The sequence below is a fragment of the Mesorhizobium sp. M1403 genome, from assembly GCF_040317695.1.
Taxonomy (GTDB): Bacteria; Pseudomonadota; Alphaproteobacteria; order Rhizobiales; family Rhizobiaceae; genus Mesorhizobium.
In genome coordinates this window covers 444327-470931 of the sequence record NZ_JAMYKY010000001.1, presented here as the reverse complement: position 1 = coordinate 470931, position 26605 = coordinate 444327, and the positions used below count along the sequence as shown (strand labels likewise).

Genomic DNA, 26605 nt, shown 5'->3' with positions numbered 1-26605 from the left:
AACAAAATACGTTGCGGCGGCAAAAAAGCGAATTCCGCACGCCCGAGCCTCGTTGCCCAACGAATTGTCAGGTCGCGTTTCTTCGCGCCCCTCTCTGTCCTGCCGGACATCTCCCCCACGAGGGGGGAGATTGGCCGTCACCTCGGCTTTCGCTAATCTCCAACGTCCCAGGCCGGCGCCGAGGCGGATTTCAGCCTCACGCGAATTGCATGATCACCGCATCGACCGCAAGGCTGTCGCCGGGCTTGGCGTTGAGCTTCGATACGATGAGATCGCGCTCGGCGCGCAGCACGTTTTCCATCTTCATCGCCTCGACCACAGCCAGCGTCTCGCCGGCCTTGACCTCCTGCCCCTCGGCAACCGCGATCGACACGACGAGGCCAGGCATCGGGCAGAGCAGCATCTTCGACGTGTCCGGGGCCACTTTTTCCGGCATCAGCCTTTCGAGTTCGGCCGTGCGCGGCAGCATGGCGCGGGCTGTCACAGACATGCCTTTCCAGGCAAGGCGGAACCCGTTCAGCACCGGCCTGACCTGCGCCGCGACTTTGCGGCCGCCGGCCGTGCCGCGCCAGATGAGATCGCCCGGCCGCCAGTCGGAGGTCACCCTCAGTGCCTTGCCGCCGTCGATTGTGAGGTCGAGCTCCATCGGAATGGAAATCATGCCTTCGACGATGGCGACCGAAAGATAATCCCGGCCGATCTTCACCACCCAATCGCGTTTCAAGGCGCCAGAATGCGGCGCCAGCCGCCCGCCCAGCCGGTCGAGCCGGTCGCGGCGCAGCAGTTCGACTGCGGTAGCCATCGCGGCCAGCACCGCTTTCTCCTCGGCGTCTGGCACGATCGGCGCGAAGCCGTCGGGGTATTCCTCGACGATGAAAGCGGTCGATATCAGCCCTTCCCGCCAGCGCGGATGCTGCATCAGCGCCGCCAGGAACGGTATGTTGTGCTCGATGCCGTCGACGACGAAACTGTCCAGCGCTTCCGACATCGCATCTATTGCCGCAAGCCGTGTCGGCGCCCAGGTGCACAGCTTGGCGACCATCGGATCATAGAACATCGAGATTTCCGAGCCTTCGGTGACGCCAGTATCGTTGCGGATGACTATTTCGCCAAATTGCCCCTCGTCCGGCGGCCGGTATCTCGTCAACCGGCCAATCGACGGCAGAAAGTTGCGATATGGGTCTTCGGCATAGAGGCGGCTTTCCACCGCCCAGCCGTTCAGCTTGACGTCGCCCTGCTTGATGGCGAGCTTTTCGCCGGCTGCCACGCGGATCATCTGCTCGACCAGGTCGATCCCGGTGACCAGTTCCGTCACCGGATGCTCGACCTGCAAGCGCGTGTTCATTTCCAGGAAATAGAAGTTCTTGTCGCTATCGACGATGAATTCGACCGTGCCGGCGCTCTGGTAGTCGACCGCCTTGGCCAGCGCCACCGACTGCTCGCCCATGGCTTTGCGGGTCTTGGCATCGAGGAACGGCGACGGCGCCTCTTCTACGACCTTCTGGTTGCGGCGCTGGATCGAGCATTCGCGCTCGCCGAGATAGAGCGTGTTGCCATGCGCGTCGGCGAGCACCTGGATTTCGATATGGCGCGGATCGACAATGAACTTCTCGATGAAGACGCGGTCATCACCGAACGAGCTTTTGGCCTCCGACCGCGCCCGGTCGAAGCCGTCGCGCACCTCTGCCTTGCTCCAGGCGATGCGCATGCCCTTACCGCCGCCGCCGGCCGAGGCCTTGATCATCACGGGATAGCCAATTTCGCCGGCGATCTTTTCGGCATGGGCGGCGTTTTCGATGACGCCGAGCCAGCCGGGCACCGTCGAAACCTTGGCGGCGTTGGCGAACTTCTTCGATTCGATCTTGTCGCCCATTGCCTTGATGGCCTTGGGCTTCGGGCCGATGAAGACGATGCCTTCCTGCTCCAGCGCCTCGCAGAAGGATGCCCGCTCGGACAGGAAACCGTAGCCGGGATGCACGGCCTCGGCCCCTGTCGCCTTGCAGGCGGCGATGATCTTTTCCGGGGCCAGATAGCTTTGCGCGGCGGGAGAAGGGCCGATATGCACCGCCTCGTCAGCCATTTCGACATGCACCGCGTCGCGGTCGGCGTCGGAATAGACCGCGACGGTGGCGATGCCCATCTTGCGCGCCGTCTTGATCACGCGGCAGGCGATCTCGCCACGGTTGGCGATCAGGATCTTTGTGAACATGCAGGCCTCGTCCCTCGGCTGCCCTTCTTTTCTGGGCTTCCCGTTTTATGGGCTTCAGGGGGCCGGTCAAGGCAAAGTCGGAGCCTATCCCGGACGCAAATCGGCGAGCTCTGACGAAAATCCGGGATCAGAACGTCGCTTCGTGCATAGCGCAGAGCTGAGTGGTAAGTTAAATCTAACCTGGATTGCAGACTGCCATGGGAGGATTGCCTGATGAAAACGCGCGCCGCTGTCGCCGTCGCCGCCGGAAAGCCGCTGGAGATCATGGAGGTCGACCTCGAAGGTCCCCGTGATGGCGAGGTGCTGGTCGAGATCAAGGCAACCGGCATCTGCCACACCGACGAGTTCACACTGTCGGGCGCCGACCCGGAAGGCCTGTTTCCGGCGATCCTCGGCCATGAGGGCGCCGGCATCGTCGTCGACGTCGGCAAGGGCGTCACCTCGGTCAAGAAGGGCGACCATGTCATCCCGCTTTATACGCCGGAATGCCGGCAGTGCCCGTCCTGCCTGTCGCGCAAGACCAACCTCTGCACCGCCATCCGTGCCACGCAGGGTCAAGGCTTGATGCCTGACGGCACGTCGCGCTTCTCGATCGGCAAGGACAAGCTGTTCCACTACATGGGCTGCTCGACCTTCTCCAACTTCACCGTGCTGCCCGAGATCGCGGTGGCCAAGGTCAATGCCGACGCCCCCTTCGACAAGATCTGCTACATCGGCTGCGGCGTCACCACCGGCATCGGCGCGGTGATCAACACGGCCAAGGTCGAGCAAGGCGCGACCGCTGTCGTCTTCGGCCTTGGCGGCATCGGCCTCAACGTCATCCAGGGCCTGCGCCTTGCCGGCGCCGACATGATCATCGGCGTCGACCTGAACAACGACAAGAAGGCCTGGGGCGAGAAATTCGGCATGACGCATTTCGTCAATCCGAAGGAGATCGACGGCGATATCGTGGCTCATCTCGTCAACATGACCAAGCGCGGCGCCGACCAGATCGGCGGTGCCGACTACACGTTCGACTGCACCGGCAACACGAAAGTCATGCGGCAGGCGCTTGAATCGTCCCACCGTGGCTGGGGCAAGTCGGTCATCATCGGCGTTGCCGGCGCCGGACAGGAGATCTCGACGCGGCCGTTCCAACTGGTCACCGGCCGCACCTGGATGGGCACCGCTTTCGGCGGCGCGCGCGGCCGCACCGACGTGCCGAAGATCGTCGACTGGTACATGGACGGCAAGATCGAGATCGATCCGATGATCACCCACACGCTGAAGCTCGAGGACATCAACAAGGGGTTTGACCTTATGCATGAAGGCAAGTCGATCAGGAGCGTGGTAGTTTACTGAGGAGGAGGAGAAAGCCGCCGGCCAATCAGCCAGCGGCCGAAAATGCACATGTTCAACAAGGGAGGAGACAAAAATGCCGGAAAAACTGCATCCGAAAATCGACAATGGACTGCCCAGGGAAAAGGCCGACTTTGCCGGCGGGACGCTGGTCTGCGCCTGCACGAGCAATCCGGTCAAGGTGAAGGTCAAGGGCCAGATCGCCCACAACCATGCCTGCGGCTGCACCAAATGCTGGAAGCCGGAAGGCGCATTGTTCTCGGTCGTGGCGGTTGCCGGTACGGGCGACGTGACGGTGACCGAAAACGGCGACAAGCTGAAGGTGGTCGATCCGGGCGCGCTGATCCTGCGCCATGCCTGCACGGGCTGCGGCGTCCACATGCATGGCCCGGTCGAGCGCGATCACGCGTTCAAGGGGCTGTCCTTCATCCATCCGGAGCGCTTCCAGGAGGACGGCTGGTCGCCTCCGGGTTTCACCGCCTTCGTCTCGTCGATCATCGAATCCGGTGTCGATCCGAGCCGTATGGACGGCATAAGGTCACAGCTGAAGTCGATCGGGCTCGAACCCTATGACTGCCTCAATCCTGGCTTGATGGACTATATCGCCACCTGGACCGCAAAGAGATCCGGCGCGTTGCCGGCCTAGTAGCCGCTCGACTATCATCGATCGAGCCGGGCGACGTCGCCCGGCTCTTTCACATTTGGAACAACGATGCCCGCACCCGCTATTCTCGTCGATGCCGATGCCTGCCCAGTGAAGGCCGAGGTCGAAAAGGTTGCCGAGCGGCACGGCATCGTCGTCACCTTCGTCTCCAATGGCGGCTTGCGTCCATCGCGCGATCCGATGATCCGCAATGTCGTCGTCTCCAAGAGCGCCGACGCCGCCGACGACTGGATCGTCGAAAATGCCCGGCCCAACGACATCGTGGTGACCGCCGACATCCCGCTTGCCGCGCGCGCGGTGGCACTTGGCGCCCATGTACTCGGCCCGACCGGGCGCCCGTTTACGCCGGAGACGATCGGCATGGCGGTGGCGATGCGCGACCTCAAGCAGCACCTGCGCGAGACCGGCGAAAGCAAGGGCTACAATTCGAGCTTCGCGCCGCAGGATCGCTCGCGGTTTCTCGGCGAACTTGACCGCATCTTGCGGCGAGCGCTGAAATCCGCCTCAGCGGACTGAAACCATGACGACCGGTACCCCCACCAAGATGCCCATGCAACGCCACACGCCGTTCGCGCTGTCGGCCTGCATCGGCGTGGCAGCCTTTGGCGCAGCACTGATCTGGCGTGCGCCGCTTGCCTATTCGATCGGCGCCAACGTGTTCTTTGCCGCCTATCTCTGTCTTGTCGTCGCTCACATGCCGCGGCTTACCGGCAGCTATCTGCGCAAGAATGCAGGCGACACCGACCTGCCGGTGCTGGCCATCTTCGCGGTCACGCTGGTTGTGGTTGCCATTGCCATCATCTCCTTGTTTCAATTGATCAACAGGGAGAAGAGCGCGGATCCCGTCGAGCTTACGGTGGCGTTGTTGTCTATCCCGCTTGGCTGGTTGACCATCCATGCGATGGCGGCACTTCACTACGCGCATCTCTATTGGTTGGACGGCGATGCGATGGATGGCGACACCAAAAAGAAAATTCCGGTCGGCGGCCTCGACTTCCCGGGCGGCAAACGGCCGGAAGGCTCGGATTTCCTCTATTTTGCGACAGTGATCGGCATGACGGCGCAAACCGCCGACACCAACATCACGACCTCGCAAATGCGGCGTGTCGTGCTTGTGCATTCGATCCTGTCGTTCTTCTTCAACACGGTCATCGTGGCAGCCGCGGTCAACCTCGCAGTCAGCCTCGGCAGTCCGTAATAAATCCGTGATCGGGTGAAACATCGCTTAAGCTGGCGACGTATTGGGAGGAGAAGAGATCTGACAGGCCGCGGCGAACACGCGGCCGGAGGGAACAACAGATGGAATCGCTTGCCAGAAACCAAGCCGCCGGAGCAGATACCGCCGCGCCGAGCGATGCGACGCTGATCTATCGGCAGTCGCGCTGGACGCGGCTGACGCATTGGCTATGGGCGATCGCGCTGTTCTTCATGCTGCTTTCCGGTCTGCAAATATTTAACGCCCGCCCACAGCTCTACATCGGCAAGGAGTCGGGCTTTGGCTACAACAACACCATCTTCGCTATCGGCGCCGAGAACACGGTGACTGGCCCGCGCGGCTATACCGAGATCTTCGGCAAGCGCTTCGATACCACCGGCGTGCTCGGCTGGTCGGGTCCCGCCGGCCAGGAGACCTCCCGCGCCTTCCCGTCCTGGGCGACGATCCCTTCCTACTACGATCTCGGCACCGCGCGCGTCGTTCATTTCTTCTTCGCTTGGGTGCTGACCACCACGCTGCTGGTCTGGCTGGTCGCCAGTCTGATCAACGGCCATTTGCGGCGCGATCTTGCCCCGCGCCTCGATGATATCAGGCGGCTGCCGCGAGACATTGTCGACCACGCAAGGTTCAGGTTCCACCACACGCGCGAATACAACACCTTGCAGAAGATGGCCTATGGCGGCGTGCTGTTCGTGCTGCTGCCGCTGATGATCATCACCGGCCTGGCCATGTCGCCGAGCATGAACTCGGTGCTGCCATTCCTGAACGACCTGCTCGGCGGCCGGCAGACGGCGCGCACCATTCACTTCACGGTGATGCTGCTGCTCGTCGCCTTCTTCGTCATCCACATCCTGATGATCCTGGCCGCCGGCCCGATCAACGAGCTGCGTTCGATTATCACCGGCTGGTATCGAACCGACCCGCCGGCGAATGGCGACAAAGCACCCGAGAGGAGCGCCTGACATGGCGAAATTCGAGATCAGCCCCAAGCTACAGATAAGCCGAAGAAAGTTCCTGACCTCGGCCAGCCTCGGCCTTTCCGGCATCATGCTTTCGGGCTGCGACGCCTTCGACAGCCAGCTTGGCGTCGGCGACGGCCTGCGCAGCTTCCTCGAAAGCGCCAATGGGCTGACCTGGCGGGCGCAGCGGCTGCTTGCCGGCCGTGACGCGCTGGCGCCGGAGTTCACCGAGGCCGACATTCGCCAGCCGCAGCGGCCGAACGGCGTCACCGCGCCCGACGACGATTTCTACAAGGGCCTGCTCGCCAACGATTTCGCCGACTGGCGGCTGGAGGTTTCCGGCCTCGTCGAAAAACCGCTGTCGCTGAGCCGCGAGCAGCTGATGAACATGCCGAGCCGCACCCAGATCACCCGCCACGACTGCGTCGAGGGCTGGAGCTGCATTGCCAAATGGACCGGCACGCCACTGTCGCTGGTGCTCGACCAGGCGGTGGTCAAGCCGCAGGCGCGCTACGTCATGTTCCACTGCCTCGATACGATCGACCGCAGCCTTGCCGGCGATATCAAATATTACGGCTCGATCGACCTGATCGATGCCCGTCATCCGCAAACGATCCTTGCCTATGGGGTCAACGGCAAGCCGTTGCCGGTCGAGAACGGCGCGCCGCTACGCGTCCGCGTCGAGCGCCAGCTCGGCTACAAAATGCCGAAATATCTCACCAAGATCGAGCTGGTCGACGGCTTTGCCAATCTCGGCGGCGGCAGAGGCGGCTATTGGGAGGACAATGGCTACGACTGGTACGGCGGCATCTGACCGAAACCTGACCTAAGCCTCAGCTAACTGTCGTCGTCGCTGTCGTCGCCGTCGCTGCGCAGTGCCGGATTCAGGTCAGGATTGTCGTCAGGGGTAACAAGCTTCCCCAGCCCGTGCGGTCCTTGGTAGTTGCCGTGGGTATCGAAGTTGGGGTTGCCCTGATTGTCGAATTGCGGCGTCGGATCGATCGATTGGTCGTAACGGCGCGGGCGCGGCTTCGGATAGTAATTGTCGGAATGATGCCGATGCGAATTGCCGTTGTCGAGAATTGCGCCCACCACGCCGCCGACGATAATGGCTGCGGCGACGTCGCCAGCAGAGGGATTGCGGTTGGGGCCGGCGACTGCGAATTCGGCCGAGCAACCATTGTCGACCCAGATGCCGCCGCCGTCATAGCCCCAGCTTCTACCATATACGCAACGCGCCTTCGAAAGCCTCGAGGTCAACTGCACGCCACGTCGCGTATCGATCCCGCAATAGGAATAGCGGTAATCGGCGCTGGATCAGACCACGCGTTTTGCCCCCGCAGCCTGCGCTGCCGTCGGCAGCAACGAAAGCTTCGCCGGGTTGCCCAGGATGCAAACCAGGAACATCATCGAACTGCTAACCGCCATCCGCGCCGACATCGCAACTCTCCATCAGGGTCCGCTATCGACAGAATGGCACCTCTGTGTAAGTCTGACAACCGGACGGGCTCAGCGAGGTTATATTAATGCGCGCTAAGATGATCGCCCCAACTATACTTGCCCTTTCTGCCTGGTTGGCTTTGTCGCTGCTGCCAGCCCGGGCGGACGACAGCCTCAAACGCATCATCGACCAGAAGACACTGACGGTCGGCGTGGCGCTCAACCCGCCATGGATCCTCAAGAAGGCCGACGGGAAGTTCGCCGGCTATGATGTCGACCTTACCAGTGCGCTGGCGTCTGATCTCGGCGTCGACCTGAAGCTGGTCGAGGTGCCCTGGAACGACCTCAAGACACGACTGCTCAAGGGTGATTTCGACATGATCGCGGCGGGCTACGCCAGCACGCCGGAACGCGCACGCGAGGTGGTGTTCTCCAACCAGACCGGTACCGCCGATATCCGCATGGTTGCGACGATCGCCAGCCTTGGGAAAAGGCCGGGAAAGGCAGTAGCGGCGCCGGGATACAAGATCGCCGTGTTGTCCAATTCCACCGATGAAGCCGCCGCGAAGGAAGCTTTTCCCAAGGCGACCATCCTGTCTTTCGACAATACCTCAGATGTTTTCGCCGCGATCATCGGCGGCGACGCACAGGCGATGGTCGCCACATCGCCAACGCCGCAAATGGCCGCCAGGCTCTATGACGCGAAATTGAAAATGGTGGGCGGTCCGCTGTTGCGGACGCCGGAGGCGTTTGCCATGCGGCCGGACGATGTCCGCCTCATCCAATACGTCAACAACTGGATCGGCGCGCGTACCGCTGACGGCACCATAGGCGGCGTGCGCCGCTACTGGTTCGGCAGCTTCAAATGGATGTCGCGGTTCGACACCGGCGCCAAGCCGGAACCTGCCAAGCAATAGGTTGGCGACCTGTTATGCGACCTTGTCGATCAGCGGCTTGAGCGCCGGGTGGATTTCCGGCGAGGCGTGCTTGATCAGCGTCAGCAACGCACGCTCGTTCTCCTGCAGCGGCCGGTCGCCGATGTGTTCAGCTAGCCATTTCGCCTCGCCGGCATCGACCGTCTCGGCGCGGCGGGCCAGAGCCTCGGCTGCGTTGTTCCTCGATTCCCATTCGGCCTCGACGTCGCCCGGTGGACGATAGGCCTCCATAATGCCGGACAGGCCACCCGACACCATGCGGCTGAAGAAACCGCCGATCTCCGGATCGGCCTGCTCGAAAAAAGCATCCCGGCGCAGCGCCACATCGCGCACCGGCGCTTCGTAGCCGGCCGAACACATGACGAAATTGGCGATCGCCTTGACGAACAGATCGTTCCACGACGGATCATTGTCGCCCGCCACTGTCCGCTCGTTGATCTTGAACAGCACCTCGGCCTCGGCGCGGCTGATGGCGATGTTGCCATCGCCGCCATAGGCGTAAAGGATGCGGCGCAACAGCTCGACCTCAGCCTTGGCTATCGACCCAGGGATAAGCCTGCCGCCGGTCGTCAGCGGCCCCTTGCCATCCACGACCGCATGAGCGACCTGCTCCAGCGCATAGCCGGAAAGCGTGCTCGGCGATGATTTGGCAACTTCCAGCACGTGCACTAGCAGCTCGAGTTCGGTTCGGCTGTCAACCATGCCGTCGCGCGAAATCGCCCGGATCAGCCAGTCGGCATTGTCCTGGGAAACATAGCCGGCCGGCTGTTCCTGGTGGACGATGAAGTCGGTGACGGCCTCGACGAAAAACTCGAGCCATTCCGCGCATTTGTCCCTCGCCGTCGCGTCGAGCGCAAACAGCGCCTCGGCCTCGCCGTGCGTTACCACGCCGTCGCCGAACACTTCGCCGCGCAGCATGACCACGTCTTCCGCCGTGATCCGATTTTTCGAGGTCAGCCCGGCCACTGGCGCGCTCATGATCAATTCGCCCATTTTGTTCCCCGCCCGCCGCCGGCAATTGCCGGCCCTTATCCGGCATATCAGCAAGGTCTTGAGAAACCGGCAAGCGGCGTGGTTAGCGAAGGCTTGCCTGTAAAGAAGGCCCGCAGAAGACTGCCAGTAAAAATGTCGCTGGCAGGTGACAAGGTGTCGTCCACGGGCTATGGATGACGAGTCGAGGGCTCTTAACCGAGTCCTACCTGTTTGCGGGAGAGAGCAGCGAGAGCTGCCGCCGAAGGGGAAATCGCCCGAAATCTCTCAGGCAAAAGAACCGTAGACGGGAAAGACACTCTGGAAAGTCGGGGCTTGCCCCCGCGCCGAAGGTGTAAGCGCTGCCGACAGAGTTACGGGGCGCGAGTCTCTCAGGCTTCAGACAGAGGGGCACGGACTGGTCGCCATTCGCGACCGCTTGCGTGCGACTCTGGAGATGACATGACGGGCGACGACACCAAACACCTTCCCCTCGAAGATCTGCACATGGCAGCCGGTGCGCGCTTCGGCGCCTTCGCCGGCTGGTCGATGCCGCTGACCTATCCGGCCGGCGTGATGAAGGAGCATCTTCACAGCCGCGAGCATGCCGGCCTGTTCGACATCTCGCACATGAAGCTGTTCGAAATCAGCGGCCCGGGCGCAGCAGCGCTTCTGAACCGCGCCTGCCCGTTCGATGCCGGCGCGCTTCAGGTTTCCCAGTCCAAATACACGTTCTTCCTCAATGAGGCCGCCGGAATACTCGACGATCTGATCGTCACCAGGCTCGGCGTCGAGCGCTTCATGATGGTCGCCAATGCCGGCAACGCCGCCGCCGACGAAAAGCATCTGCGTGAACTTGCCGAGGATTTCGACGTGAAGGTGGACGCGCTCGACCGCGTCTTCCTGGCCATCCAGGGCCCCGAGGCATGGGCTGCCCTTTCCCGCGCCGGCATCGAGACCGGTTCGCTGGTGTTCATGCACGGCATCGAGCCGCGCGAAAACTGGTTCATGAGCCGGTCGGGCTATACCGGCGAAGACGGTTTCGAGATCGGCCTGCCGGAAGCGGACGCGCGAACCCTCGTCACCAGGTTGCTCGAGGACGAGCGAGTGATGTGGATCGGCCTTGCCGCCCGCGACAGCCTGCGGCTCGAAGCAGGACTGTGCCTGCACGGGCTGGACATCACGCCGGAGATCGATCCGGCCAGCGCCGGGCTGATGTGGGCCATCCCCAAGGAGGTTCGCGCCTCTGGCGCGTTCATCGGCGCCGATGCATTGCGCGCCATCCTGGAGCGCGGCCCGGCGCAAAAACGCGTCGGCCTGAAGCCGGACGGCCGCCAGCCGGTGCGCGCCGGTGCTGCCCTTTTCGACGCCGACGGCAACCCTGCCGGCCATGTCACCTCAGGCGGCTTCGGCCCCTCGGCCGGTCATCCGGTGGCAATGGGCTACGTCCGGACGCCGCTTGCCAGGCCCGGCACAAGACTGTTCGCCGATGTCCGCGGGACGAAAATCCCGGTCGACATCCACCCCTTGCCCTTCACGCCCCATCGCTACCGCAAAGGATGATTTCAATGGCAAAGACCTATTTCACCGAAGATCACGAATGGCTTCGCGTCGAGGGCGGCATCGCCACCGTCGGCATCACCGATTACGCGCAGCAGCAGCTCGGTGACCTCGTCTTCGTCGAACTGCCTGAGCCAGGGAAAAAGCTGGCCAAGGGCGATACGGCCGTGGTGGTCGAATCGGTCAAGGCGGCATCGGACGTCTACGCACCGGTCGACGGCGAGATCACCGAAGCCAACACCGCGCTGTCGGCCGATCCTTCGCTCGTCAATTCGGCGGCAACCGGCGACGGCTGGCTGTGGAAGATGAAGCTGGCCAATGAGAGCCAGCTCGACGGCCTCCTCGATGAAGCCGCTTACAAAGCCCATATTGGTTGATAGCAGGACCAGCAAGATGACCGCAGCACCCTACCCCTTCTCGGCTCGCCATATCGGCCCGGGCCTCCAAGACGTCAGAGCCATGCTGGCCACGATCGGCGTTCCCTCGGTCGAGACGCTGATCAGCCAGGCAGTGCCGAAGTCGATCCGGCTCGACCGTCCATTGGCCTTGCCCGCCGCTGCAAGCGAAGCGGAAGCGCTGACCGAGCTCGCGGCGACGATGGCAAAGAACACGGTGCTGAAGAGCTTCATCGGTACCGGCTATCATGGCGTCCACGTGCCGCCGGTGATCCAGCGCAACCTGTTCGAGAACCCGGCCTGGTATACGGCTTACACGCCTTACCAAGCCGAGATCAGCCAGGGCCGGCTGGAAATGCTGTTCAACTTCCAGACGCTGGTCACCGAGCTGACCGGCTTGCCGGTGGCGTCGGCCTCGCTGCTCGACGAGGCGACGGCGGTGGCCGAAGCGGTCGGCATTGCGCTGCGCCATCATCGCGACAAGCGCACCAAGGTGGCACTGGCCGGCACGCCGCACCCGCAGACGCTGGACGTCGTTCGCACCCGCGCCGAACCGCTCGGCATCGAGGTCGACGGCGAGGTGATCGACGACAACACCGCCGCCCTGCTGGTCTCCTGGCCCGATACATTCGGCGTCTATGGCAATCACAAGGCAGCGATCGACAAGGCCCGCGCTGCCGGCGCGCTGGTCGTCTTCATTGCCGATCCGTTGGGCCTGACGCTGACCGACGCGCCAGCCAGGCTTGGCGCCGACATCGCCGTCGGCCCGATGCAGCGTTTTGGCGTGCCGATGGGCTTTGGCGGGCCGCACGCCGCCTATTGCGCGGTGTCCGACAGGCTGACGCGGCTGATGCCCGGCCGGCTCGTTGGCCAGTCGACGGACAGCAAGGGCCGTCCCGGATATCGCCTGGCCTTGCAGACACGCGAGCAGCATATCCGCCGCGACAAGGCGACCTCCAACATCTGCACCGCACAGGCGCTGCTCGCCAACATGGCGACGGCCTATGCGATCTGGCATGGCCCTGCCGGGCTGCAGGCGATTGCCGGCCGCGTCCACACGCTGGCCAACCGCCTGGCTGCCGGCCTCAAGGCAGCAGGCGTTTCGGTGCTCGGCGGAAGCCGCTTCGACACGGTGACCGTGGAAGTGAAGGGCAGAGCCGCCGCACTTGCCGCCGCCGCCGAGAAGACCGGCCGGCTGCTGCGTGTCATCGACGCCGACCATGTCGGCATCAGCTTTGACGAGACCTCCACCGAGGCCGATCTGGAGGCGATCGCAGCACTTTTCGGCGCCAAGGCCGGCGTTGCCGCCGGCAGTTCCATGCCAGGAAAACCGCGCGGCAAGGAGTTCCTCACCCAGCCCGTCTTCCGCGAAAACCACTCGGAAACCGACATGATGCGCTTCTTGCGCCGGCTGTCCGACAAGGACCTGGCGCTCGACCGCGCCATGATCCCGCTCGGCTCCTGCACCATGAAGCTCAACGCCGCCGCCGAAATGATGCCGGTAAGCTGGCCCGATGTCGCCAACCTGCATCCCTTTGCCCCGGCGAGCCATTCGGTAGGCTATCGCGCCATGATCGACGAGCTGGAAGGCTGGCTGGCGGAGATCACCGGCTTCGACGCGGTGACCCTGCAGCCCAATGCCGGCAGCCAGGGCGAATATGCAGGGCTGCTCGCCATTCGCGGCTATCATTTGTCGCGTGGCGAAGGCCATCGCACCGTCTGCCTGATCCCGTCCTCGGCGCATGGCACCAATCCGGCAAGTGCGGCCATGGCCGGCATGAGTGTCGTCGTCGTGCGCTGCACCGAGGACGGCAATATCGACATGGAAGACTTGCAGGCCAAGGCGGCCGAGCATGCAAAAGACCTCGCGGCGCTGATGTTCACCTATCCTTCGACGCATGGTGTTTTCGAGGAAGGCGCGCGCGACCTCTGTGCGCTCGTCCACAGCCATGGCGGCCAGGTCTATTTCGACGGCGCCAATCTCAACGCTCTGGTCGGCCTCGCCCGTCCCGGCGATATCGGTGCCGATGTCTGCCACATGAACCTGCACAAGACCTTCTGCATTCCACATGGCGGCGGCGGCCCCGGCGTCGGCCCGATCGGCGTCAAGGCGCATCTGAAGCCATATCTGCCCGGCCACGTCACCGAAGGCTCGGCCCATGCCGTGGCGGCGGCACCGTTCGGCAGCGCCTCGATCCTGCCGATCACCTGGATGTATATCCGCATGATGGGCGCTTCCGGCCTGAAGCAGGCGACCGAGACGGCGATCATCTCCGCCAACTACGTGGCGACGCGGCTTGGCGAGCATTTCCCCCTGCTTTACAAGGGGCGCAACGGACGCGTTGCGCATGAATGCATCCTCGACACCCGCGTGCTCAAGGACAGCGCCGGCATCAGCGTCGACGATATCGCCAAGCGGCTGATCGACTATGGCTTCCACGCGCCGACCATGTCGTTCCCGGTGGCCGGCACGCTGATGGTCGAGCCGACCGAATCCGAGCCCAAGCGCGAGCTGGATCGTTTCTGCGAAGCCATGATCGCCATAGCCGGCGAGGCAGCCAAGGTGGCGAAGGGCGAATGGCCCTTGGCCGACAATCCTCTGGTCAATGCGCCACATACCGCCGCCGAGGCGTTGGCCGGCCAGTGGACCCATCCCTATTCGCGCCTGGAAGCGGCCTACCCCGCCGGCGATGCCGATACGGCGACAAAATACTGGCCACCGGTGTCACGCATCGACAACGTCGCTGGCGACCGCAACCTGGTCTGCTCCTGCCCGCCGCTGTCGGAATATCTGGGTGCGGCGGAGTAGACCATGATCCCGAAGAGTGGAATCCGGTTTTCGGACAAGATCATGGTCTAACAAGAAGATAGAAGCCTCAATCAGGCAGAACGCAAGGCCGGCCCGTCGGCCTTGCTCGCCCTGTCCCGGGCGATGACGCGATTTCGCCCGGCGCGCTTTGCCGCATAGAGCGCGGCGTCGGCTTCGGCCAGCACATCATCGAGACCGGTGCCGCTCGTCCCACCAAAGCCGATGCCGCCGCTGACTGTGCTTCGCAACGGACCAAGCTGGGTGGCCACGACTTCCGTACCGAAGGCGACGCTGATCTTGCTCGCAATGTCATAGGCTTTTTCTTCCGTCATCCGCGACATGACGAGCACGAATTCCTCGCCGCCCAGCCGGAAGGCGTCGACGCCGGTTCTGGCGTATTTCCTGATGACGGCGGCAAAGCGGCGCAGGACCTGGTCGCCGACCGGATGACCGAATACGTCGTTCGTCCTTTTGAAATGGTCGAGGTCGAACATGGCGACGGACATAAACGGACCGAAGACCCGCTCGCCGTAGAGTGCCGTTAACGCCCGCCGGTTCATCAGCCCGGTCAATGGATCGGTCATCGTCTCGGCCTTCAATTCGATCTGCGCCTGCAAATGGTGCAGGGAGAGCGTTAATGCGCCAAGCCCGGTCATGCAGGCGACGGCTACGACGGAATTCACCCGCTCGGCCCAATTGTCCGGTGCTACGCCGAGCACCCACTGGCCCTTGACCAGCAGGACCGCGCCGCAAAGTCCGAACGACAGCGCACAGACGCCGCTCAGGAACGATACGACCAGCAATATCCGGCGATCATGACCACCCTCAATCCAGAACATCGCCCCGATAAGCGAGAGTAGCGCCGTTACCGTCGCATAGGTGACAATGAAGCCGACACCATCAAACCCGAGATACGTCGCGCCCGCGCAAACAGCCATCGCAGCCAAGGTCGGCAAGATGGCGCGCCTATAGTCGCGCATGCTGAGATATTGCATGGCCGACAGGCAGATAATCAGGAAGCCGAGGCTGAGAAGAGCAAGCACGATCTGGCAAAGCCAGGGGCTTGGATCTCTTGTGTAATGCCAAAACAAGACCACATGTGCGACGAGCACGAGAATGCCGCACGCCACCGTCAGCACAAAGCGTGCCTGTGGCGCGGTGAACCAGATCGCAAACATGGTGATGCTGAGGCACGTGCCCGACAGCGCCGCTGCGAGCAGGAGCGAACTGTAATCCAACATGCTTAAGCGACAGCCTCTTGAGGGTTTCGCTGCATTCTAGGTCAGCGACAGTCCGCGGATATCGTTTTTCAGCCAACCTTGCGGCGTAACCTTCGGACAAGGTTTACAAAGCGTCGATGCTCCAAGCTTCGACCCCATTTCCGCCGCTTGGTTGTCGAATGGTTTTGCAGTAAGAGGCTCTATCCTCGAACGTAACAGGAACCTCCGTCGCCTGCCCGCAAAAAGCGTGGCAGTATCGGGTGGTGATTCGCAGCATCGGAATCCAGGACCGGCATGGACGACAATAACGATCTTTTCGGCAATTTGGGCAAGCAGCCGCAACCGGCTCGCGCCGCGCGCCCGGCCGACCCGCTGGTGCAGGCGGCGAAGCGGCCGGCGCCCCGCGATGCCAGCGAGAGCTATAGTGCCGCCGATATCGAGGTGCTGGAGGGGCTGGAGCCGGTGCGCCGCCGCCCGGGCATGTACATTGGCGGCACCGACGACAAGGCGATGCACCATCTGTTCGCCGAGGTCATCGACAATTCGATGGACGAGGCGGTCGCCGGCCATGCTACCTTCATCGATGTCGAGCTTTCCGCCGACGGATACCTGTCTGTAACCGACAACGGCCGCGGCATTCCGGTCGATCCGCACCCGAAATTCAAGAAGCCGGCGCTCGAACTCATCATGACCACGCTGCATTCAGGCGGCAAGTTCGACAGCAAGGTCTACGAGACCTCGGGAGGCCTGCACGGTGTCGGCGTTTCCGTGGTCAACGCGCTGTCCGACCATCTCGAGGTCGAGGTTGCGATTGGGCGCAAGCTCTATCGCCAGCGCTTCTCGCGAGGCGTTCCGGTGACCGGCCTGGAGCAGCTCGGCGAGGTGCACAACCGGCGCGGCACGAAGATCCGCTTCCATCCAGACGAGCAGATTTTCGGCAAGGGTGCTGCGTTCGAGCCGGCGCGGCTCTACCGCATGGCGCGGTCAAAAGCCTATCTGTTCGGCGGTGTCGAAATCCGCTGGACCTGCGATCCCTCGCTGATCAAGGAAAAGGACACGACGCCGGCCAAGGCAGAATTCCATTTTCCGGGCGGCCTCAAGGACTATCTGAAAGCCTCGCTCGGCGACGAATTCCAGGTGACCCGTGAAATGTTCGCCGGCAAGAGCGAGAAGCAGGGCGGTCACGGCTCGCTCGAATGGGCGGTGACCTGGTTCGGCGGCGACGGTTTTATAAATTCCTATTGCAACACCATTCCGACAGCCGAAGGCGGCACGCACGAGGCCGGCTTCCGCAACGTTCTGACGCGCGGCTTGCGCGCCTATGCCGACCTGGTCGGCAACAAGCGCGCTTCGATCGTCACATCCGAAGATGTGATGATCTCGGCGGCGGGCATGCTGTCGGTGTTCATCCGCGAGCCGGAATTCGTCGGCCAGACCAAGGACAGGCTGGCGACGATCGAGGCGATCCGCATCGTCGAAAGCGCCATCCGCGACCCGTTCGACCATTGGCTGGCCGACAATCCGCAGGAAGCTTCGAAACTGCTCGAATGGGTGATCGCGCGTGCCGACGAGCGGGTGCGCCGCCGCCAGGAAAAGGAAGTGTCGCGCAAGAGCGCGGTGCGCAAGCTGCGCCTGCCCGGCAAGCTCGCCGACTGCACGCAGAATGCCGCCGCCGGTGCCGAACTTTTCATCGTCGAGGGCGATTCGGCCGGTGGCTCGGCGAAGCAGGCGCGCGACCGCGCCAGCCAGGCGGTGCTGCCCCTGCGCGGCAAGATCCTCAACGTCGCCAGCGCCGGCAACGACAAGCTGGCCGGCAACCAGCAGATATCCGACCTGATCCAGGCCTTGGGCTGCGGCACGCGCTCGAGATACCGCGACGAGGACCTGCGTTACGACCGGGTCATCATCATGACCGACGCCGACGTCGATGGCGCCCATATCGCTTCGCTGCTGATCACCTTCTTCTACCAGGAGATGCCGAGCCTGGTCCGCGGCGGCCATCTCTATCTGGCGGTGCCGCCGCTCTACTCGATCCGGCAAGGCGGCAAGGTCGCCTATGCCCGCGACGATGCGCACAAGGACGAACTTCTGCGCACCGAATTCACCGGGCGCGGCAAAGTCGAAATCGGCCGCTTCAAGGGGCTGGGCGAAATGATGGCCGCCCAGCTCAAAGAAACCACCATGGACCCGAGAAAGCGCACGCTGCTCAGGGTGGACGTCATCGACGCCGAGGCGGCGACCAAGGATGCGGTCGACGCATTGATGGGCACCAAGCCCGAGGCCCGCTTCCGCTTCATCCAGGAACGCGCGGAATTCGCCGCGACGGAAGTGCTGGATATCTGAGCGTCTTCTGCTAGGCGAGCCGCGGACGGCGGCTGTCACTGTGCGCAAGACTTTTCCGGATTTTTCGCGAAGGATGAGGCCTGGAACGGTTCAGCGTTTCACGGAAACGCCGAACCGCTCAGTTTTTTATTTTGACGCAAGTCGGAAAACCGTTTCACGCTTTTCCTGGAATTGCTTTAAGCAGCCGCGATCGCCAGCGCGTGCCCGCGTGCGTTCTCGCGCAGCGCATCGAGATGGATCGATTTGACCAGCCTGGCGAGATCGCCTTCGGCGGACTGTCCGCCCAATTCCTTCAGCATCAGCCAGCTGACTTCCTGGACGCCGGCGAGGCGTTTGCCATTGGCGACCTCACGCCAGACCTTCAGCGCGCGCAGGATGATGGCGTGGGTGGCGGCGGCAAGCCCGGCGCTGCGGAACAGTGCCTGCAACGCTATGTCATGCCCGCTGGCCAGCAGCGCCCTCACCCGTTGCTCGGGCTGCTGGCTGAGCGCGACCAGCGCCGAACCAAAGAAGTCGACCTTGCCGTGCGCGATGGTGCGGATGACGAAGCTTGCGGTCAGGTCGCCGCGCAGGCGCAGATGTTCGACAAGTGCGGTATGTTCCTCCGCCCGCGTGCCTTCGATCAGTGTCACCGAAGCCTTGACGCAAGCATCGCGCGTGATGCGCTCGGCCCTGGCGACGCCCATCAGCGCCAGCACCAATGGCGACCCCTTGAGCATCTCCCCTAGCTTGACCAGCAGCATATGCCGGCAGTCGGCGGGCAGCCGGATGTCGGCGATCAGCGCCTCGCGCACCAGAGGCAGATGGCCGTGACGCTCGGCCATGCGGCGAAAGCTGACGGATGCGATGTCGGCGCCGCTATTGGCGAGCAGCGTGGTGCAGGCTTCCGGCTCACCGACCTCGGCGATCGCTGCCGCAACCGACATCGAGACGCGCGGCCGGTCGGCGATCACCTTCTGCGTCGCTTTCTGGCCGCCGGCAACCCGATCAATCAGGTCGGAATCGGTAAGCAGCGGCGAGCGCGCCAGTACCAAAGCGGCCACCTCGGGCTGGTCCGAAGCCAGCGCGCTGACGATCTGCGGCGGCGCATGATGGCTCATGGAAAGCGCGTCGGCGATCGCCAGCCGCACCTTCGACGATGCGTCATCGAGCAGCAACGTCAGCGCCGCCTCGGCAGCGCAGCGGTCCTCGAAAGGCAGGTCCGAGTCGACATAGGCGCGAGCCAGCGCGCTTGCCGCCGCAGCACGCTCCGACACCTTTGCCGTGTGGATCCATTTCAGGAAATGCGAAACGACCATGTCGCCTGCTTACGCCCTTTGCCAGAACGCTTCTGGCGCCTGTCGAGACCGTAGGCACAAATGGTTTACGAACGGTTCACCATGTTCGTTAACTGGCTTGCGAGCCCGGTATGCAACGCCTATCAACCCTTAAGCAGTGGAGGAGACAGACCATGGCCGGCCTTTACCTTGAGGAGTTCGTTGTCGGCCATGTGTTCAAGCACACGCTGCGCAAGACCGTGACCGAAAGCGACAACATGCTGTTTTCGGTGATGACGCTGAACCCGCAACCGCTGCACATCGATTTCGACTTCGCCGCCAAGAGCGAATGGGGCAAGCCCCTGGTCAATTCGCTGTTCACGCTTGGCCTGATGATCGGCATCTCGGTCAACGACATCACCGTCGGCACCACCATCGCTAATCTCGGCATGAAGGAGACGGTGTTTCCGCACCCCGTCTTCCATGGCGACACGATTCGCGTCGAGACCACGGTGGTTTCGGTGCGCGATTCCAGGTCGAAACAGGACCGCGGTATCGTCGAGTTCGAGCACCGCGCTTATAACCAGAACGACGTGCTGGTTGCCAGATGCACGAGGCAAGCCATGATGATGAAAAAGGCATAGCCGATGCGTTCCCTGCTCTTCGTTCCCGGCGATTCGGAAAAGAAGCTGGAGAAGGGCTTTGGCGCGGGCGCCGACATGGTCATCGTCGATCTCGAGGACTCGATTGCCTCGCAAAACAAGGGGCTGGCGCGCGACACAGCGGCGCGTTTCCTCGCCGGGCACAGGCACCGAACCAACTCCGCGATCTATGTGCGCGTCAATGACCTTTCGACCGGACTGACCGACGACGATCTGGCGGCGCTCGTGCCAGTGAAGCCCGACGGCATCATGCTGCCTAAGTCGAACAGCGGACTGGATGTCCAGCATCTCTCGGCCAAGCTCAGGGTGCACGAAGCTGAAAGCGGCCTGCCGGATGGCGCGATAAAGATCCTGCCGATCATCACAGAAACGGCCGCCGGCGTTCTGGCCGCCGTGACCTACGCCAAGGCAAGCGCGCGGCTTGTCGGCGTCACCTGGGGCGCGGAAGATTTGTCGGCGGCAATCGGCGCGCGCTCGACGCGCGACGCGAATGGCCGCTACACGGATGTATTCCGCTTCGCCCGCACCATGACCCTGCTTGCGGCGAATGCCGCGGAAGTCGCGGCGATCGACACCGTCTTTCCGGATTTTCGCGACATGGCCGGCTTCGAGGCCGAATGCGCCGAGGCCGAGAGCGACGGCTTCACCGGCAAGATGGCGATCCATCCGGCGCAGGTGCCGGTCATCAACGCCGCCTTCACGCCTTCGGCGCAAGCGGTGAAAAATTCGCTGGCGATCGTCGAGGCATTCAAGGCGGCGGGAAACCCCGGCGTCGTCGGCATCGACGGCAAGATGTACGACCGGCCGCATCTCAAGCTCGCCGAGCGGCTCCTGGCGCGAGCCAGGGCAGCGGGGCTTGACGCTTAGGGTCTGGTTCCGGGTCGAAAATTATCCCACCCACGGCCCCGAATAGTCGGCGTAGAGCTTTGCCGGATCGGGCCGTGGCCGCTCCGGCGCTGGCCCCTGATAGGAGCCGATATGGACAAAACCGACGACCCGCTCATGCGGCGCCAGACCGAGGATCGCCCTGCCCTCTGGCACGTCGGAATACCAGTTGCTGATCATGTTGGTACCGTAGCCCAGCGCATTGGCGGCAAGCAGCAGGTTCATCGCAGCCATGCCGCCGGACAAGAACATCTCCCATTGCGGGATCTTTGGATTTTCCCTAGGGATCGAGATCACGCCGATGACCAGAGGCGCCCGCGAAAAGCGTGCCAATTCCTGGTTGCGGCGGCCTTCCGGCAACGGCCCTTCGCGCTGTTCGGCAAGTGCTGCCAACTCCTTGCCGATCTCGACGCGAGCCTCGCCGCGATAGAGGATGAAACGCCAGGGCTCCAGCCGGCCATGATCCGGCACCCGCGAGGCGGCGGCGATCATGGTCGCGATCTCCGCATCGCCCGGTGCCGGCTCTTTCAAATCCGGGATCGGCGCGGAATTTCGGGTCAGCAGAAAATCGATGATCGGCGACGCCATGGGCGCAAGTCTCCTGGAATTTGAGCTGAAGCGCGCCATCGGGATATCGGGCGGCTCGGGCATTGGCGCGACGCGCCGGACAAAGAGCCCTCTAGCAGAAGCCGACCGGACTCTTAAGCCTTGAAATTGCCACCGCATTGGGCTTCAACGCAAGGCATGTTTGAGGGGACATTGCGTCTTTTCCTGATATGGCTCGCTGCCGCACTGTTGATGGTGCCGGTTTCGCTTGCCGCCGCCCAGAATGTAGACGGCCTCAGTGATCTGAAACTTCCCGGAATTTCGGGCTATGCGCCTCCGAAAAGCGAGACATCGCTGGCATTGGGCAGCAGCGGGGCGATCACGCTGTCGGCGCAATTGACCGACAAAGGTGCCGACATCACGCGCGGCATCGTCTGGCGCGTCTTCAAGCCCGAATCGGCCAGCGACGGCAAGCTGCCGATGGTCGCCTCCGCTCATGGCGGCACCGCCGTATTCCAGCTCGAGCCGGGTTCCTATCTGGTCCATGCCTCCTACGGGCGGGCCGGCGCCACCAAGCGCATCACCGTCGGCAAGGAAGCCAAGCGTGAGAGCCTCGTGCTCGATGCCGGCGGCCTCAAGCTTGATGCCGTGCTGTCGGGAGGGGTGCGCATACCGCCGAAGAAGCTGCGCTTCTCGATTTATGAGAGCCACGCCGCGGCCGATGGCGATCGCGCGCTGATCATACCCGATGTCGAGCCGAACAGCGTCGTGCGGCTCAATGCCGGCACCTACCACGTTGTTTCGACCTATGGCGCTGTGAACGCGGTCATCCGCTCCGACATCCGCGTCGAGGCCGGCAAGCTGACCGAAGCGACGGTCGAGCATCGTGCCGCCGAGATGACCATGAAGCTGGTGCGCGAGCCGGGCGGCGAGGCGATCGCCGACACCTCCTGGTCGCTGCTGAACGAGTCCGGCGACCCGATCAAGGAGACCGTCGGCGCCTTTGCCTCGATGGTGCTGGCCGAGGGCGACTACACCATCATCGCCAAAAACCGCGACCGCATCTACCAGAAGGATTTTACGGTGGTGGCCGGACACAATCAGGACATCGAAGTCCTGGCAACCGAAGCTTCGGCCATCGATTCCGAGGAAGGCGCCGACTAAGCCGCGCCCCCTCTAGGCTGCTTTGCGCATGCGTCGCGCCAGCAACGGCACGCGGCCAGTCGTCTCGGCCGGCGCCAGATCGAAGACGCCGCGCTGAAGGCGGTCGAGCAAGGCCTTGCGGTCTCGCAGCGGCTCCAGTTCGTCCCACCCCAGCACGTCGCCGACGCGCACGTCGATCGATTTGCCGGAGAGCCGCGCAAATTCACGGATGAGCAGCGATGTGCGCAGTGTCAGCGAGGCCTTGCCGACGAATTTCGCCACACGCCCGTCGCGTTCGGCCATGTTCATCGGTCCGCTGACCAGATGGAACAGCCGGCCGTTCTGGCCCGAAAAATGCAATGGGATGACCGACGCCTTTGCGTCCTGAACGAGACGGGCCGGAAACACCTTCCACGGCAGATCGCGTGCCCGGCCAAACCCCTTCGGCGCGGTGGCGACACCGCCCGCCGGAAAGACGACAATGGTGACGCCCTCCTTGAGCAGCCGCACCGCTTCATGGCGGACCGCCATGTTGTTCTTCAGCGCGTCCTTGGTCTCGGAAAAGTCGATCGGCAGCGAATAGGGCTCCATCTCGCGGATCTTGAGCAGATCCTTGTGGATCATGACGCGGAACGGCCGGCCGAGCTGCTCCGCCAGCGACAGCACGGCAATACCGTCGCCGATGCCGAACGGATGGTTGGCAACAATCACCAGCGGCGTGTCGGGCAGGTTTGCCGGCGGCCATTGACCGGCGGTCCGCACCCGGACGTCGATCAGCTCCAGCATGCGGCTGAACACGCGCTCTCCGTTCGGCACCACTTGCCGGCGCCAGAAATCATAGAGTGCGGCGAAGCGATCACGTCCCGACAGGCCTTCGACCGAGTGGATGAACCAGCGCGTCAGCGCCGGCTGATGCGGACCGGCATAGGAGAGCTCGGGAAACGGTCTTTCGCGCATCTTCAGCTTGAGCATGGGGCTCGCTACACAATTGGCGTGACAAGCATATGAAAATGGCGGTGGAGCGATCCACCGCCATTTCGTTGCTGATTGGCCGGCTCAGGCCGCGCGGCGCCTGCGGTCGGGTGTCACCGCCTCGTCGGAAAGCAGTTTCACGGCGGCCGCGAGGCCAAGCGATTCCTGGTCGCGCGACCCGAGACGGCGGACATTGACCGTTTCTTCCTCAGCCTCGCGCTTGCCGCAAACGACGATGACCGGCACCTTGGCAAGGCTGTGCTCGCGGACCTTGTAGTTGATCTTCTCGTTGCGCAGGTCGGTTTCGGCGATCAGCCCGGCCGCCTTCAGCTGCGCAACGACTTTTCGCGCGTAATCGTCGGCATCGGAAGTGATCGTCGCCACCACCACCTGCAGCGGCGCGAACCAGAGCGGGAAATGGCCGGAATAATTCTCGATCAGGATGCCGAGAAAACGCTCCATCGAACCGCAGATGGCGCGATGCACCATCACCGGCTGCTTCTTTTCCGAATCGGAGCCGATGTAGAAGGCGCCGAACCGTTCCGGCAGGTTGAAGTCGACCTGCGTGGTGCCGCATTGCCAGTCGCGGCCGATGGCGTCCTTCAGCACATATTCGAACTTCGGCCCGTAGAACGTGCCCTCGCCCGGATTTACGCCCGTCTTGATCCGGTTGCCCGACCGCGCCGCGATCTTGTCGAGCACGTCCTGCAGCACGCCCTCGGCGTGATCCCACATCGCGTCGGTGCCGACCCGTTTTTCGGGGCGGGTCGCCAGCTTGACCGTGATTTCGTCGAAGCCGAAATCGGCATAGGTCGACAGGATCAGGTCGTTGATCTTGATGCACTCGTCGGCGAGCTGTTCCTCGGTGCAGAAGATGTGGGCATCGTCCTGGGTAAAGCCGCGCACCCGCATCAGCCCGTGCAGTGCGCCGGACGGCTCATAGCGATGCACATTGCCGAATTCCGCAAGTTTTACCGGCAGATCGCGGTATGACTTCAGCCCGTGTTTGAAGATTTGGACGTGGCCGGGGCAGTTCATCGGCTTCAGCGCAAACACCCGGTCGTCGTCGGTGTCGTCGCCGGCGACCGTCACCTTGAACATGTTGTCCCGGTACCAGCCCCAGTGGCCTGAGGTCTCCCACAGGCTCTTGTCGAGCACCTGCGGCGCGTTGACCTCCTGGTAGCCCTGCTCGTCCAGGCGGCGGCGCATGTAATTGACCAGGTTCTGGAACATCCTCCAGCCCTTGGCGTGCCAGAACACGACCCCGGGGCCCTCCTCCTGGAAATGGAACAGGTCCATCTCACGGCCGAGCTTCCTGTGGTCGCGCTTCTCGGCTTCCTCCAGCATCGTCTGATAGGCTTCGAGCTGCGCCTGGTCGGCCCAGGCCGTGCCGTAGATGCGCGTCAGCATCGGGTTGTTGCTATCGCCGCGCCAATAGGCGCCGGCGACCTTCATCAGCTTGAAGGCGTTGCCGATCTGGCCGGTCGAGGCCATGTGCGGACCGCGGCAAAGGTCGAACCAGTCGCCCTGCGCATAGATCTTGAGATCCTGATCCTCGGCGATGGCGTCGATGAGCTCGAGCTTGTAGCGCTCGCCCTTGTCGGCAAAGATCCTTTTCGCCTTTTCACGCGACCACACCTCTTTGGTGAACGGCTTGTTGCGCGCAATGATCTCGCGCATCTTCTTCTCGATCACCGGGAAATCGTCGGGCGTGAACGGCTCGTTGCGGGCGAAGTCGTAGTAGAATCCGTTCTCGATCACCGGCCCGATGGTCACCTGCGTTCCCGGCCAAAGTTCCTGCACGGCTTCGGCCAGAACGTGCGCGGCATCATGGCGGATGAGCTCCAGCGCACGCGGATCCTCGCGGGTGATGATTTCGAGCTTGCCTGATTTGCCGATCGGGTCGGAAAGGTCGCGCAACGTGCCGTCGATGCTGTAGGCAACGGCCTTCTTGGCCAGCGACTTCGAGATCGATTCCGCCAGGCCGGCGCCGGTCATCGCCGCGTCGTAGTCGCGGACGGAGCCATCGGGAAATGTCAGGGAAACGGAATTCAGCATTAAATTCTCCTATCCAGTCCCGCAAACGAGCGCGGGTGGTAAAATGCACGTCGCCCAAAACTGCGTAGCGATTTTGGGGTTGCGACTTACATCAAGTAAGAGCCGGATGCGTCCGGCGGCGAGCGGTCTTTTATGGGCAGTTTTCGGCGCCGTAAAGCCGGATTTAGGTCACCCGAGGAGATTCGGCAGCTCTTTCAGGAACATCGCCCGCGTCTTGAGCCCCTTCGGCGTGTCGGAACGTTTCGTATCGACTACGAGGCGGGCAAAGACGATCTTGCGAGCATCCTTCTGCGCCCAGCCAACAAACCAGCCAAGCGAGCGCTTGTCGGCATCGTCGCCAAGCCTGGTCGTCCCGGTCTTGCCCTGCACCGTCCAGCCGCCCGCCCGGAAGGTCGGGACAATCGCATTGGTCATCGCATGGGCCTTGTCCGAGACCGGCAGATTCCGCGCCAGCAGCTTGCGCAGGAAATCGACCTGCTCGACCGGCGATATCTCGAGCGAAGAATTCACCCAGCAATGGGTGAGGCCGTCATTCTTGCCGGAATTGCCGGAGACGTCGGTGTTGCCATAGTCCAATCTGGACACATAGCCGGCAAACTGTTTGCTGCCGAGCCGGCGCGTGATCTCGCGTGAGAACCAAAGGACCGAATCCCTTTCCCAGATCGTCGGGTCGACGGTCTTGCGGTCCCGTTTCGGCGCGTTGAACTCCGCTTTGTACTCCCAATTCGGTGTATGCTCGTCGCTCAGGATTCCGGCGTCATAGCCGATCAGCGCCAGCGGAACCTTGAATGTCGAGGCGGGACTGACGCGCTGGTCGCAAACCCCTTGCCGGTACAGCGTCTCGCCGCTCGCGGCGTCGACGATCAGCGTGCATTCGACGTCCCCGAGCGGGGCCGATTGCGCACGGATCGGAAAACCCAACAGCCACGCCAGGACATAGAGAACCACGGCGAAAACGAAGGGAAGACGATCTATCCGGCGCATTTGGTAATCTCTCCTGAAGGGTGTCAGGAGCGGCTTAGCGAG

General features: G+C 63.0%; 23 protein-coding genes, 1 pseudogene and 1 riboswitch. Of the genes and pseudogenes, 14 read left to right on the top strand and 10 right to left on the bottom strand.

Going from position 1 to position 26605, the window contains the following annotated elements:
- Positions 1–196: 196 nt before the first annotated feature.
- On the bottom strand, positions 197–2209 hold the full coding sequence (locus tag NKH01_RS02415) for an acetyl-CoA carboxylase biotin carboxylase subunit (RefSeq protein ID WP_353018780.1): 2013 nt from the start codon (positions 2207–2209) through the stop codon (positions 197–199).
- 213 nt (positions 2210–2422) lie between these two features.
- Here NKH01_RS02415 and NKH01_RS02410 point away from each other — a divergent pair, with 213 nt between their 5' ends.
- The 6 genes from NKH01_RS02410 (at position 2423) to NKH01_RS02385 (ending at position 7200) form a co-directional block, all read left to right on the top strand.
- Entirely contained in the window at positions 2423–3550 is a 1128-nt protein-coding gene (locus NKH01_RS02410; RefSeq protein ID WP_352547345.1) for an S-(hydroxymethyl)glutathione dehydrogenase/class III alcohol dehydrogenase, read from the top strand.
- Between the two features lie 73 nt (positions 3551–3623).
- A complete protein-coding gene (gene gfa / locus NKH01_RS02405; protein ID WP_353018778.1) occupies positions 3624–4193 on the top strand; it encodes an S-(hydroxymethyl)glutathione synthase in 570 nt (189 codons plus the stop codon).
- Between the two features lie 66 nt (positions 4194–4259).
- Entirely contained in the window at positions 4260–4727 is a 468-nt protein-coding gene (locus NKH01_RS02400; protein WP_023720123.1) for a YaiI/YqxD family protein, read from the top strand.
- A 4-nt stretch (positions 4728–4731) separates the two neighbouring features.
- Entirely contained in the window at positions 4732–5409 is a 678-nt protein-coding gene (locus NKH01_RS02395) for a DUF1345 domain-containing protein (RefSeq protein WP_023720124.1), read from the top strand.
- A 101-nt stretch (positions 5410–5510) separates the two neighbouring features.
- Positions 5511–6389, top strand: a complete 879-nt coding sequence (locus NKH01_RS02390) for a cytochrome b/b6 domain-containing protein (RefSeq protein ID WP_353018776.1) — start codon at positions 5511–5513, stop codon at positions 6387–6389.
- 1 nt (position 6390) lies between these two features.
- Positions 6391–7200 (top strand): molybdopterin-binding protein, encoded by an 810-nt coding sequence (locus NKH01_RS02385; RefSeq protein ID WP_352482180.1) that lies wholly within the window; start codon positions 6391–6393, stop codon positions 7198–7200.
- A gap of 23 nt (positions 7201–7223) precedes the next feature.
- Here NKH01_RS02385 and NKH01_RS02380 read toward each other — a convergent pair.
- Positions 7224–7688: pseudogene (locus NKH01_RS02380) on the bottom strand (DUF3011 domain-containing protein); the annotation flags it as partial.
- Positions 7689–7703: 15 nt separating this feature from the next.
- Positions 7704–7826, bottom strand: coding sequence for a hypothetical protein (locus NKH01_RS02375; protein ID WP_353018774.1), 123 nt, complete (start codon positions 7824–7826; stop codon positions 7704–7706).
- Positions 7827–7912: 86 nt separating this feature from the next.
- On the opposite strand from NKH01_RS02375, the gene NKH01_RS02370 reads away from it, so the two are divergent.
- On the top strand, positions 7913–8743 hold the full coding sequence (locus tag NKH01_RS02370) for a transporter substrate-binding domain-containing protein (protein WP_353018772.1): 831 nt from the start codon (positions 7913–7915) through the stop codon (positions 8741–8743).
- A 12-nt stretch (positions 8744–8755) separates the two neighbouring features.
- On the opposite strand, the gene NKH01_RS02365 is transcribed toward NKH01_RS02370, so the two are convergent.
- Positions 8756–9754 (bottom strand): hypothetical protein, encoded by a 999-nt coding sequence (locus NKH01_RS02365; protein WP_353018769.1) that lies wholly within the window; start codon positions 9752–9754, stop codon positions 8756–8758.
- A gap of 203 nt (positions 9755–9957) precedes the next feature.
- Positions 9958–10044: riboswitch (glycine riboswitch) on the top strand.
- A gap of 148 nt (positions 10045–10192) precedes the next feature.
- Here NKH01_RS02365 and gcvT point away from each other — a divergent pair.
- From gcvT to gcvP, 3 genes are read left to right on the top strand one after another with little or no spacing between them, the layout of a single operon-like run.
- On the top strand, positions 10193–11293 hold the full coding sequence (gcvT, locus tag NKH01_RS02360) for a glycine cleavage system aminomethyltransferase GcvT (RefSeq protein ID WP_353018767.1): 1101 nt from the start codon (positions 10193–10195) through the stop codon (positions 11291–11293).
- 5 nt (positions 11294–11298) lie between these two features.
- Positions 11299–11667 (top strand): glycine cleavage system protein GcvH, encoded by a 369-nt coding sequence (gcvH, locus tag NKH01_RS02355; protein ID WP_352482176.1) that lies wholly within the window; start codon positions 11299–11301, stop codon positions 11665–11667.
- 16 nt (positions 11668–11683) lie between these two features.
- The gene (gcvP, locus tag NKH01_RS02350; RefSeq protein ID WP_353018766.1) at positions 11684–14494 is read left to right on the top strand and encodes an aminomethyl-transferring glycine dehydrogenase; all 2811 of its coding nucleotides are present in this window, start codon (positions 11684–11686) and stop codon (positions 14492–14494) included.
- Positions 14495–14565: 71 nt separating this feature from the next.
- Here the strand turns inward: gcvP and NKH01_RS02345 are convergent, their stop codons facing one another.
- Positions 14566–15735: a GGDEF domain-containing protein gene (locus tag NKH01_RS02345; RefSeq protein ID WP_023720133.1), complete on the bottom strand. Its 1170-nt coding sequence runs from the start codon at positions 15733–15735 to the stop codon at positions 14566–14568.
- Positions 15736–16008: 273 nt separating this feature from the next.
- Here NKH01_RS02345 and parE point away from each other — a divergent pair, with 273 nt between their 5' ends.
- Positions 16009–18057 (top strand): DNA topoisomerase IV subunit B, encoded by a 2049-nt coding sequence (parE, locus tag NKH01_RS02340; protein WP_352495369.1) that lies wholly within the window; start codon positions 16009–16011, stop codon positions 18055–18057.
- A gap of 176 nt (positions 18058–18233) precedes the next feature.
- Here the strand turns inward: parE and NKH01_RS02335 are convergent, their stop codons facing one another.
- Positions 18234–19355, bottom strand: a complete 1122-nt coding sequence (locus tag NKH01_RS02335; RefSeq protein ID WP_353018765.1) for a DUF2336 domain-containing protein — start codon at positions 19353–19355, stop codon at positions 18234–18236.
- A gap of 152 nt (positions 19356–19507) precedes the next feature.
- Here NKH01_RS02335 and NKH01_RS02330 point away from each other — a divergent pair, with 152 nt between their 5' ends.
- Together NKH01_RS02330 and NKH01_RS02325 are read left to right on the top strand one after the other, a co-directional pair.
- Positions 19508–19957, top strand: a complete 450-nt coding sequence (locus tag NKH01_RS02330; protein WP_352482171.1) for a MaoC family dehydratase — start codon at positions 19508–19510, stop codon at positions 19955–19957.
- Between the two features lie 3 nt (positions 19958–19960).
- Complete coding sequence (locus tag NKH01_RS02325) at positions 19961–20842, top strand: HpcH/HpaI aldolase/citrate lyase family protein (RefSeq protein ID WP_352855410.1); 882 nt, start codon at positions 19961–19963, stop codon at positions 20840–20842.
- 21 nt (positions 20843–20863) lie between these two features.
- On the opposite strand, the gene NKH01_RS02320 is transcribed toward NKH01_RS02325, so the two are convergent.
- The gene (locus NKH01_RS02320) at positions 20864–21448 is read right to left on the bottom strand and encodes a nitroreductase family protein (protein ID WP_352495372.1); all 585 of its coding nucleotides are present in this window, start codon (positions 21446–21448) and stop codon (positions 20864–20866) included.
- 156 nt (positions 21449–21604) lie between these two features.
- Here NKH01_RS02320 and NKH01_RS02315 point away from each other — a divergent pair, with 156 nt between their 5' ends.
- Positions 21605–22570, top strand: coding sequence for an RgsD C-terminal domain-containing protein (locus NKH01_RS02315; protein WP_023720140.1), 966 nt, complete (start codon positions 21605–21607; stop codon positions 22568–22570).
- Positions 22571–22582: 12 nt separating this feature from the next.
- Here the strand turns inward: NKH01_RS02315 and NKH01_RS02310 are convergent, their stop codons facing one another.
- The 3 genes from NKH01_RS02310 to blaOXA all read right to left on the bottom strand — a co-directional run bounded on the left by NKH01_RS02310 (position 22583) and on the right by blaOXA (position 26563).
- On the bottom strand, positions 22583–23521 hold the full coding sequence (locus NKH01_RS02310) for a lysophospholipid acyltransferase family protein (protein ID WP_353018763.1): 939 nt from the start codon (positions 23519–23521) through the stop codon (positions 22583–22585).
- Between the two features lie 84 nt (positions 23522–23605).
- On the bottom strand, positions 23606–25579 hold the full coding sequence (gene thrS, locus NKH01_RS02305; protein WP_352938383.1) for a threonine--tRNA ligase: 1974 nt from the start codon (positions 25577–25579) through the stop codon (positions 23606–23608).
- A gap of 168 nt (positions 25580–25747) precedes the next feature.
- The gene (blaOXA, locus tag NKH01_RS02300; RefSeq protein ID WP_353018762.1) at positions 25748–26563 is read right to left on the bottom strand and encodes a class D beta-lactamase; all 816 of its coding nucleotides are present in this window, start codon (positions 26561–26563) and stop codon (positions 25748–25750) included.
- Between the last annotated feature and the right edge of the window lie 42 nt (positions 26564–26605).

What these genes read in the sequence shown, in the direction of transcription:
- NKH01_RS02415 (WP_353018780.1), bottom strand. Translation starts at nt 2,209, where the DNA reads ATGTTCACAAAGATCCTGATCGCCAACCGTGGCGAGATCGCCTGCCGC.
- NKH01_RS02345 (WP_023720133.1), bottom strand. Translation starts at nt 15,735, where the DNA reads ATGTTGGATTACAGTTCGCTCCTGCTCGCAGCGGCGCTGTCGGGCACG.
- NKH01_RS02365 (WP_353018769.1), bottom strand. Translation starts at nt 9,754, where the DNA reads ATGGGCGAATTGATCATGAGCGCGCCAGTGGCCGGGCTGACCTCGAAA.
- parE (WP_352495369.1), top strand. Translation starts at nt 16,009, where the DNA reads ATGGACGACAATAACGATCTTTTCGGCAATTTGGGCAAGCAGCCGCAA.
- NKH01_RS02330 (WP_352482171.1), top strand. Translation starts at nt 19,508, where the DNA reads ATGGCCGGCCTTTACCTTGAGGAGTTCGTTGTCGGCCATGTGTTCAAG.
- NKH01_RS02390 (WP_353018776.1), top strand. Translation starts at nt 5,511, where the DNA reads ATGGAATCGCTTGCCAGAAACCAAGCCGCCGGAGCAGATACCGCCGCG.
- NKH01_RS02385 (WP_352482180.1), top strand. Translation starts at nt 6,391, where the DNA reads ATGGCGAAATTCGAGATCAGCCCCAAGCTACAGATAAGCCGAAGAAAG.
- gcvH (WP_352482176.1), top strand. Translation starts at nt 11,299, where the DNA reads ATGGCAAAGACCTATTTCACCGAAGATCACGAATGGCTTCGCGTCGAG.
- blaOXA (WP_353018762.1), bottom strand. Translation starts at nt 26,563, where the DNA reads ATGCGCCGGATAGATCGTCTTCCCTTCGTTTTCGCCGTGGTTCTCTAT.
- thrS (WP_352938383.1), bottom strand. Translation starts at nt 25,579, where the DNA reads ATGCTGAATTCCGTTTCCCTGACATTTCCCGATGGCTCCGTCCGCGAC.
- NKH01_RS02400 (WP_023720123.1), top strand. Translation starts at nt 4,260, where the DNA reads ATGCCCGCACCCGCTATTCTCGTCGATGCCGATGCCTGCCCAGTGAAG.
- NKH01_RS02315 (WP_023720140.1), top strand. Translation starts at nt 21,605, where the DNA reads ATGTTTGAGGGGACATTGCGTCTTTTCCTGATATGGCTCGCTGCCGCA.
- gfa (WP_353018778.1), top strand. Translation starts at nt 3,624, where the DNA reads ATGCCGGAAAAACTGCATCCGAAAATCGACAATGGACTGCCCAGGGAA.
- gcvT (WP_353018767.1), top strand. Translation starts at nt 10,193, where the DNA reads ATGACGGGCGACGACACCAAACACCTTCCCCTCGAAGATCTGCACATG.
- NKH01_RS02320 (WP_352495372.1), bottom strand. Translation starts at nt 21,448, where the DNA reads ATGGCGTCGCCGATCATCGATTTTCTGCTGACCCGAAATTCCGCGCCG.
- NKH01_RS02370 (WP_353018772.1), top strand. Translation starts at nt 7,913, where the DNA reads ATGCGCGCTAAGATGATCGCCCCAACTATACTTGCCCTTTCTGCCTGG.
- NKH01_RS02410 (WP_352547345.1), top strand. Translation starts at nt 2,423, where the DNA reads ATGAAAACGCGCGCCGCTGTCGCCGTCGCCGCCGGAAAGCCGCTGGAG.
- gcvP (WP_353018766.1), top strand. Translation starts at nt 11,684, where the DNA reads ATGACCGCAGCACCCTACCCCTTCTCGGCTCGCCATATCGGCCCGGGC.
- NKH01_RS02325 (WP_352855410.1), top strand. Translation starts at nt 19,961, where the DNA reads ATGCGTTCCCTGCTCTTCGTTCCCGGCGATTCGGAAAAGAAGCTGGAG.
- NKH01_RS02335 (WP_353018765.1), bottom strand. Translation starts at nt 19,355, where the DNA reads ATGGTCGTTTCGCATTTCCTGAAATGGATCCACACGGCAAAGGTGTCG.
- NKH01_RS02395 (WP_023720124.1), top strand. Translation starts at nt 4,732, where the DNA reads ATGACGACCGGTACCCCCACCAAGATGCCCATGCAACGCCACACGCCG.
- NKH01_RS02310 (WP_353018763.1), bottom strand. Translation starts at nt 23,521, where the DNA reads ATGCTCAAGCTGAAGATGCGCGAAAGACCGTTTCCCGAGCTCTCCTAT.
- NKH01_RS02375 (WP_353018774.1), bottom strand. Translation starts at nt 7,826, where the DNA reads ATGTCGGCGCGGATGGCGGTTAGCAGTTCGATGATGTTCCTGGTTTGC.